The following is a 7,735-nucleotide window of genomic DNA, read 5'->3' as shown; positions in this document are numbered from 1 at the left end:
TGACAGTCGGTTACGGCCAGGCCGGAAATACTGGCGCACCCACTCGCACGAACGAACAGCCGGGAAAGACCGACACGAAGAAGCCGACCCGCGATGGTCGGCTTTTTCTTTTGTGACGGATATCCCAAAAACGTAGGCTCCCGACGATCTGCCAGGTTTACGTCCTCATAACCTACGAGACTTATCGGTGAGCAGTTCTGAACTCAAAACAGACGCGTCGCAGCGGTGGATGATGTACAGCAAGGATGCATACGAAGGTGGGCGCATCATTCTAACCACTGAACAGAAACAGGCGGTCGAAGAAGGCAAGAAGTTCTCCCAACGCGCCTATGCCGATGTATGGGCAAAGGATGCTGCGCTCGTGCAGCGCGTCCGCTCGTTTCTCGGGACGAATTTCCATTGGCACCACCGATTGGCAAGGAATGGCGCTGACCTTGATGTCATACAGACCTTGCAGTCCATGACTCGCGGCGAGAGTGTCGTGTTAATCGCCGAGCAATCCCGCTCAGGTGGCGCCGTCGCGACGGCTACTCCTGCACAGCCGAAAATGCGCAGCTTTCGCGAGTCGTTGATGACCGAATACAGCATGACTTACGACGCTGCGACGGCCTACATTGAGCGCTATAACGACATGGTGGACCGCGCCAGTGCGGTTGCGGCCCGCTATGCGAACGGCGCCGCTCGTCGCTGGCCGACACCGCGGACGATCTGACGGAAACCGCTACGCCGTTTGGGGATGCACAGCCGTTCGAATAGGCTGAAGAGGCGCCGTCAGGCGACTCGATGGATCTTGCGGGCAACCTGACACCCAACATGGGCGCAGCCGGAAGCTGGTTCACGAATCCGGGCAGCGGCGAAATGCGCATGTACAGCCCGGTCGGTTTTCCTGTCGTCGATTTCGATCACGACCACGGACAAGGCATTCCGCACGCGCACAACTGGGAAGACAGTGGCGGCCCCTTCCCCATTCGCGGCCCCGGCGTGCGATTTTCGCCGCTCCCTTGATACCCAGCCGCACGATCATCCATCCAGCTATCGCACCTACACCCGTACTTGGTCATTATGAAAACCCGACACAACTACCACGACGCCGAGCTCGTCGGCTGCACATACTCTCGCGCTGATGCAACGCTCCTGCTCAGTTTCGCGTGCGTCGACGGGGAATTCGTCCACGAGACTGGACCTTTCGCGGGTGTCATAGTCGCAATCTGTGTCTTCGCGTGGCTAGCGAACCGAGCACGGTACACGATGCCTATCGATCTCATCGTGAAGCTCGAGGAGCGGTTCGACTCGCCGCAGATGCGAAAGTCCAACTCGAGGTGATCATCGGCAAGCGGCCGCAAGTGCGTAAGCGGCTGATGCTGACCGACGAAGAAATCCACGTCCTGACCAATGCCGCGATGAGCGAGGAAAACCGCTTGTCCGTCTGCATCCTGCTTGCAACGGGAGTTCGCGCTTCCGAGTTGTTCACCGCGCAACGGGCCGATGTGTTTCTCGACGCGGCGCGTTGGCATATGCCGGCGAGCTAGACCGGGCCGCGATGGATATTCCCCTTGCTCGGATCGTCGTTGAATGGTTCGAGCGCTTGACTTCAACGTGCGCTCCACCCCAAACAACTGACTGACGTTCGCGATCATGTCGATCGACGCCCCCCGTCCCCGGGACGCCATGATCATATTGGTGGCATCGGTGTCCGCCGACACCACCGGCACCCGCGCCCTCCGTACCGCGATAGGTCGGGGAAGTGACCCAATCGTCAGGCGGAGGACCCGGAAATTAAAGGACCGAAAACCAACGCCCAAGGTCGGGCTCAGCGCCACTCATGGCAAGCGCCCTGGCGAGCGTGAGTCCATCTGGGACGCAACTAGCGGAAGCCATAGACCAGGACCTTTTTCCCCTTAAAGCTTTCTTGCACACCTTGCTCGCAATTCGGTGGACACACTGCTTGGCCGTCCATGCTAGCGCCCGCAACGGTGACCGCCCTATAGACAACGGATTCGATGAGCGTCCCGTCGGCAGCGACGACGATATTCAGATCAGTCTCGACGCCGGCCGGCACGGCTCCGCCCGCCGTATAGACGATCTTCATGGTGCCGGTGCAATCCGGGTTCACCGTGTAGGTTCCGTTCTGGTTCGGATTGAATGTAGGCTGCCCCCCTTTCGGCAGCCCGCCGATAACCCCGAAGTCGGTGCGCGTAAAGCCGCCGTTGCCGTCGAACGTCACCAGGGCTACGTCATCGAGGATCGACGTAGAGGCGTACGGATGAACCTTGCCATCGGCACCTATCAATCCAAGAATCTCCCCGTGGCCGATAAACCCAAATGGTCCTTTTAGCGTTGCGTTCGAGCAAAGGCCGCCGCGGCCGCCATGGTCGCCGTGGTCGCCGTGGTCGCCGTGACCGTCGGCCTGCGCGGCGCCACTGAGCGAGAGAAGTGCAATGGCGGTTGCGGACAAAATGCTTAAATGCTTGATCTTCATGGTCATCTCCTTGTCACCGAATCAGGCGCGTAACGTTACAGCGCGCAGGGGCCCGCAGGGGCCTATAGCCTGCTGGGATGAGGCGCCCAATTCAAACAAATGAAATTAAAAAAACGGCCGCCGTGATACCTGGCTGCCGCCGTTTGCGGAGCAAGCGATGAGAGAACGAAAGCCTGTCGGCGCGGGCGGCTGTTCCCGAGGGTGGGCGAGGAATGCTTGAGCGTGCGCCGGAGTATTGAATAATGGAACGCTTCACCAGGCAGTCATTTTCGCCAGGTGTCGGCAGATACATGCAGAAGGGGTGCACGAAAATCCGCGAAATTGTGACTTCGTGAGTCGGCCATGCTTAAAGTCGCATAGCAAACAAATACTGTACTTCACGATATTCGGAGGATGCCTGATTAATTTCGGACAAAAGGCAGCCATATTTACAGATTGCAAACGTTCGCTTTCGCCGTGCAGCGAATGCCTGCGACTGCGTCGCAGGTCGGCCAGCACATAGGCGAGGATGCCTCGTTGTACCTCGGAAGCTGCCGTTGACGTGGCTTCCCTGTCATTGTCCGAAAAGGGTCGATTGGGTGCGCTCGCGCTCAGGCCTGGTTCGGCCATGAAGCGACCGTCGAAGCGCCAATCGGAACAGGCGCTGCTTTGCTCTTATTGGCCGTTCGTGGACGACGGGCCGCACACGAGTTGCCCGCGCAATGCATCAGCTATCTGCTGCAAGATGTCCGGTGGGAACACCTGCGCATCCAGAGGGCCGATCACCGAATATCCCGAACCAGCCGCGCCGTCGACGACTATCACGACTGCGCATCGCGCCTGGGTCATATCGCGGACAGTGTTGCATGCGGCATCAAATAGCCCTGCGGATTCACCACCAGGAACGACCTTTCGTGCGAAGTTGTCGCTCATAGTCTCTCTTGAACAGTGGATAACGCTCGTGAGCTGAGTGTCGTCAATGTCCCGCGGACATCTACTGCGCGGGACCTGTAGCGCAGCAAATGCCCATGTAGGACTCCGACAGTCTGGCTTCCCTGGCAGCAAGTCATTGCGCTCAGCGCTTTGGCACGAATCGTCGGCACGGCGACATGATCGACGCCGGCACTGCCACCTGCCTGTGCAATAGCCAGCCTTGTGCTTATCCGGTGAGATCGCAATCGGTCACGAGGCACCGCGGGCTGCGTGACTGATTGCGCACAATCACCAGGCGTACCGAAGACCCAGATCGCCCTGAACGCCCTGACGCCGGCCTCCTCCGTCCGACCCGCCCACCGCGAACTGGTAGCCGGCCTGGGCGTAGAAGCTCAGACGGAGGGTCATCTTCGCCGTGACGCCGGCCGCGAATTCCAGCCGCGTGGCTTCTTCTTTCAACGGCACCTGATCCGCGCCGAACATGGTCGCCGCACTCCCGCCCCAGTCGTGCCAGAGATTGACGCGGCCATAGGGTTGCCACACCTGACCATTGTCACCGTCGATGGTCCACTGCCCGCGTAGTCCGAGCCTTCCCGTCGTGCCCGTGGTCGAACCGAGATCCACCGGGCCAAGCCCGTCATTTTCCCCGTCGAAGCTAACCCGCTGCCAGAGTACCTGTATCTGCGGCTCCAACACGAAGCGGGGCCCGAGCGGCAGCGGCACGGGATAGCCAGCCTCCAGCGACGTCACGAAGCCGTTGCCCGTGGTCGGCAGCCTGGCGGACTGCGTGGTCGCTTCGCCCTGGTAGGACGTGCCTTGCAGCACCAGGTCGAGGTACCAGCCGCCCGGGCCGTAATGCGTCCAATAGGCGCCGCCGGAATAGGCGTCGAGATTCAGCTTGCCGGTACGGCCCATTACGTAGGCAGTGGCCGTCGCATTGGTGACGAGCCCGTCCACATCCAGGTTGCTGTTGCCGTACGCGAAGTAGACGCCTGCCACGTCGCGATGGCCGGGGATCAGGCTGCCGCGCCAGACGTCCACGCCGGCCTGCACGCCGAGCAGTTGGCCGTTGGCTCGGGGACTGGCGAAAGCTTCATAGCGGTTGTCGATCTGCTGGCCGAAGAAGCGTCCCTAGGCCGAATGTCCCCAGCCTTCGCTGCCAGTGCCAGCAATTTCAGCCCTCAACGTATCGCCGATCCGCTCGTGCAACGTGCCGAGCATCGTAAAGCCCATCTGCCGGGCAACCGGCTGTACCACACCATAGGTGGCGAGTTCAGGCCCGATGATCGGATAGCTCACGCCGGGCTGTAGCGGGCTGGGTGGCGGATCGACGGGGAACGACGGGAAAGCCTCTTCCGGTGTCGTCGGGCCGACCGGCTGTCCGGGTGGCGCAGGCGTTCCCGGCTGTCCGGGTGGCGCAGGCGTGCCTGGCGGCTCCGGTTCTGTCGGGGACAATGGCACCGTCGGCGTGATCCCCTCAGGGGCGACGAAGCTCGAGCGGAGAAACCAGTCATTGGGCCGGCTACCGCCGATGCCGCCATGGAACAGGTAGTAATCAAAGGCCCCGGCACGTAACCTGCCGGTCAGCGCGAACGCATCGGACGCAGTCGTTCCTCCGTTGAGCGTCTGCACGATCTGGATACCATCAGCCACCGTTATGCCGCCAGGGCCGGTCGTGTTGTGGACCGTGAGGTTCGTCGCGCCGGTCGCGGTGCCACCGCTCACGATCAGCTTGTCCGACGGGGAGTCGTCGCTGCCGAGAAACGTGTTGAGCTGGAGGCTGCCGCCTGCGCCAGTGTAATTCTGCACCTGGAGCGTCTTGTAGCTGGCGGCCTGGCTCGGGTCAACCGGTGCCGTAAAGTGGATGTCGCTCGCGCTGTTAGTCAGGTTGGTCGCAGTAGAATTTCCCGTGACGGTCCAGTCCGTACCGTCGTGCAGCGTGACGGCTGTCGTGGTGCCGGCGCCAGTCGTGATTGCTCCGCTGAGCGTCGAGGTGCCCGCGTCGAATGTGGTCGCAGACGGAGACCCGGTGGTGCTGAGCAGGACACCGTTGTTGTCGGCGATGGTCGATCCCAGCGCCGTGATGTTCGCATTTGCGCCTACGACATGCAGCGAGTCGGCCGTCGACGTGACGCTTGTATTATTGAGCGCGAGCGTATTGGCCGTGCCCGCTGCCCCATTGACCAGCAGCCCGACCGTGCCGAAACCCGACGCCGTCACCGAACCGCCGGTGATCGCGAGCGTGCCGCCTTGCACTGTGCCGCCAGATGACTGGCTGGCCGTCACGCTGACAGGCACGTTGACCGCCGTGAGCGTCGCGCCCTGTGCCATCAAACCGGTTTCGCCGCTTGTCCCGTTCAGCGTGACGGAGCCGCCGCTCAATGCGATATTGCTATTACTGGTGGATTTCACCGCGGCATTTCCGCCCGAGGCGGACACGCTGATATCGACGCCGTTGCCAGTAAACGTACTACCGTTCTCCGACAGCACAGCAACTACCCCTCCGCCGGGAGATTTCAGGCTGAGTGCGCCACCGGTCAGGGCGATGTCTCCTCCATTGTTGCTGTGAGCGACAAAGTCCCCGCCGCCGCCTGCACCCGTCACGGTGACGTTGGTGCCGGTAATCTGGCTGCCCACGCCGTCAGCGAGAAGGCCCGTACCGCCGCCGCCAGGTGCAAAGGCGATGTTTGCGCTATTCAGGAACGTGATGTGGCCGCCGGCGGTTGCTTTCGCCGCTGTGTTACCGCCGCCCGAAGGGAGGCCGATGACGAGATTGTTCGCCGTAATCGTACTGGACACCCCGATCGCAAAGAGGCCCACGAGGCCGCCGCCGTACGGAGCCGAAATGGCCGGCGGCCCGGCGACGTCATCTGGAGCAAGGCTGACCGACGCCCCTCCCGATGCCGTCACAGCAACCCCATACGGCACGGCGAGAGTGACACCAAGTGCAGTAGTGGTGCCACTGCCCGTTGCAGTGATGCGGTTAACGGGGGGACGACCGAACAGGTGCCGCCGCTATTGGTGACGCCGCCTTGTCCGTCGGGCGCGCAGGCGGCCTGAACGACGGAAACGCTGCCGGCCATTACGAACCACGCGCACAGCGTACGCAATGCGTATACGACGCGTCCCTCGATGAAATGACCATCGACCCTCGATGGAGTTTTGACAAGCACGTTGTCTGGCATCATGGTCTGCCCTCAACGACGTAGTCTGAGTTCATTTTTGTCGACGATCGCCCCTTATGCAATACTAAATATGACTTTATGCCGCACGTATTCCATGCGGCCAGAAACCACCGTCGGCTCCGTTGTCTTCTACATCACAGATTTGACGTGGTGGGGCGCTCCAGCGCTGGATGACGTCGGCGCGACTACCTTCGTCGGTGCGGCTCATTCTCGAATGCGAATTCTTGTCCGCGAGCTATTGAAGTTCTGCCCATGACGCGTTTTAGCGCCTGTTGCGACACTCGCGGAGTTTTGTCGGAGGGCTGCAACAGGTCGTCCTGAGCCGGCCGCCGTCGGGCTCTGTGCGACCACGAGCGGTCATTAACTAATGGTCGCCGTGGAAGCTAATAGAGCTGGAGGCTTTACCACACGCTTATGTTTTAGATTGTGCATTCACCACATCTATTTTCAGTTCACTACCCTATATGTCGATTCCAGCAAAACTGTTGTACCTTGGTGCGGCAGGCGAGCACTATGTCATGTCGGAATGCTTTAGGCATGACCGAGAAGCGTTTAAGCTTCCCATTGATCGCGGCTTCGATCTGGTTGTAACTAATGCTTGCAAGCATTTGTCATTCCCTGCATCCACGATAGGCGCTTCGCAGCAACCTGCGCTGGATGAGATTCCGCTGTATTTACAAGTCAAGTCACGGCAAGTTCAGCCTAAGCAGGCTCCAAATGAGAATCGACCACGTTGGGAAGGGAGCTTCTCAATCAAAGAAAGCGATCTGTCGCTCATCTGTAATACCCCAAACGCGGCTTTAGCCTGTGTACTGTTCATTGACGCTAGTGACCAGCTCTCGAAATCTCGCACGACCTATGCCTGGTGGATGTCAAGTGCACATGTAAAGCGCTTGTATGAATCGGGGCACTTTATCAAGACAAATAATCCAGATCTGCGTGAGCTTTGGATTCGTTTTTCCGAGCCTGTATCTGACAAAACTCAAGCCCAGAACACTTACGTTTCGCTGTTCAAGCAGGACCAACGAAAGGAGGCTGCTGTCGGAGATCGTTCATCTGGAGAAATGATCCCCAAGAACTGTTTCGACTTTGGGAAGCTCTGTTGGGTCAATAGCCCCGCTTGACGTTGATTTTGTGTCCCAGATTTAGCCGTTTGCTT

Annotated in this window: 7 protein-coding genes and 1 pseudogene; 4 read left to right on the top strand and 4 right to left on the bottom strand. The window is 60.1% G+C overall.

Going from position 1 to position 7,735, the window contains the following annotated elements:
• Positions 1-187: 187 nt before the first annotated feature.
• From PQQ53_RS34735 to PQQ53_RS34725, 3 genes are all read left to right on the top strand, one after another.
• On the top strand, positions 188-712 hold the full coding sequence (locus tag PQQ53_RS34735; RefSeq protein ID WP_408329202.1) for a hypothetical protein: 525 nt from the start codon (positions 188-190) through the stop codon (positions 710-712).
• A gap of 71 nt (positions 713-783) precedes the next feature.
• Positions 784-1,005, top strand: a complete 222-nt coding sequence (locus PQQ53_RS34730; protein WP_408329199.1) for a hypothetical protein — start codon at positions 784-786, stop codon at positions 1,003-1,005.
• A gap of 314 nt (positions 1,006-1,319) precedes the next feature.
• On the top strand, positions 1,320-1,529 hold the full coding sequence (locus PQQ53_RS34725) for a hypothetical protein (protein ID WP_408329196.1): 210 nt from the start codon (positions 1,320-1,322) through the stop codon (positions 1,527-1,529).
• Positions 1,530-1,864: 335 nt separating this feature from the next.
• On the opposite strand, the gene PQQ53_RS34720 is transcribed toward PQQ53_RS34725, so the two are convergent.
• The 4 genes and pseudogenes from PQQ53_RS34720 to PQQ53_RS34705 all read right to left on the bottom strand — a co-directional run bounded on the left by PQQ53_RS34720 (position 1,865) and on the right by PQQ53_RS34705 (position 6,301).
• Entirely contained in the window at positions 1,865-2,479 is a 615-nt protein-coding gene (locus PQQ53_RS34720) for a hypothetical protein (protein ID WP_408329193.1), read from the bottom strand.
• 654 nt (positions 2,480-3,133) lie between these two features.
• The gene (locus tag PQQ53_RS34715; protein WP_408153940.1) at positions 3,134-3,391 is read right to left on the bottom strand and encodes a hypothetical protein; all 258 of its coding nucleotides are present in this window, start codon (positions 3,389-3,391) and stop codon (positions 3,134-3,136) included.
• A gap of 288 nt (positions 3,392-3,679) precedes the next feature.
• Positions 3,680-4,507: pseudogene (locus tag PQQ53_RS34710) on the bottom strand (autotransporter domain-containing protein); the annotation flags it as partial.
• Between the two features lie 15 nt (positions 4,508-4,522).
• The gene (locus tag PQQ53_RS34705; RefSeq protein WP_408329190.1) at positions 4,523-6,301 is read right to left on the bottom strand and encodes a hypothetical protein; all 1,779 of its coding nucleotides are present in this window, start codon (positions 6,299-6,301) and stop codon (positions 4,523-4,525) included.
• Positions 6,302-7,040: 739 nt separating this feature from the next.
• Between PQQ53_RS34705 and PQQ53_RS34700 the strand changes: the two genes are divergently transcribed.
• Complete coding sequence (locus PQQ53_RS34700; RefSeq protein ID WP_408153936.1) at positions 7,041-7,700, top strand: hypothetical protein; 660 nt, start codon at positions 7,041-7,043, stop codon at positions 7,698-7,700.
• Positions 7,701-7,735 lie beyond the last annotated feature (35 nt).

This window comes from Paraburkholderia strydomiana (assembly GCF_046030495.1).
Taxonomy (GTDB): Bacteria; Pseudomonadota; Gammaproteobacteria; order Burkholderiales; family Burkholderiaceae; genus Paraburkholderia; species Paraburkholderia strydomiana_A.
Note: the sequence above shows the minus strand (reverse complement) of the source record. Positions and strands in the feature narration are given on the sequence as shown.

Bases quoted from the DNA above. Each gene is read 5' to 3' on its own strand.
- PQQ53_RS34720 (WP_408329193.1), bottom strand. From the start codon at position 2,479: ATGAAGATCAAGCATTTAAGCATTTTGTCCGCAACCGCCATTGCACTT.
- PQQ53_RS34700 (WP_408153936.1), top strand. From the start codon at position 7,041: ATGTCGATTCCAGCAAAACTGTTGTACCTTGGTGCGGCAGGCGAGCAC.
- PQQ53_RS34730 (WP_408329199.1), top strand. From the start codon at position 784: ATGGATCTTGCGGGCAACCTGACACCCAACATGGGCGCAGCCGGAAGC.
- PQQ53_RS34715 (WP_408153940.1), bottom strand. From the start codon at position 3,391: ATGAGCGACAACTTCGCACGAAAGGTCGTTCCTGGTGGTGAATCCGCA.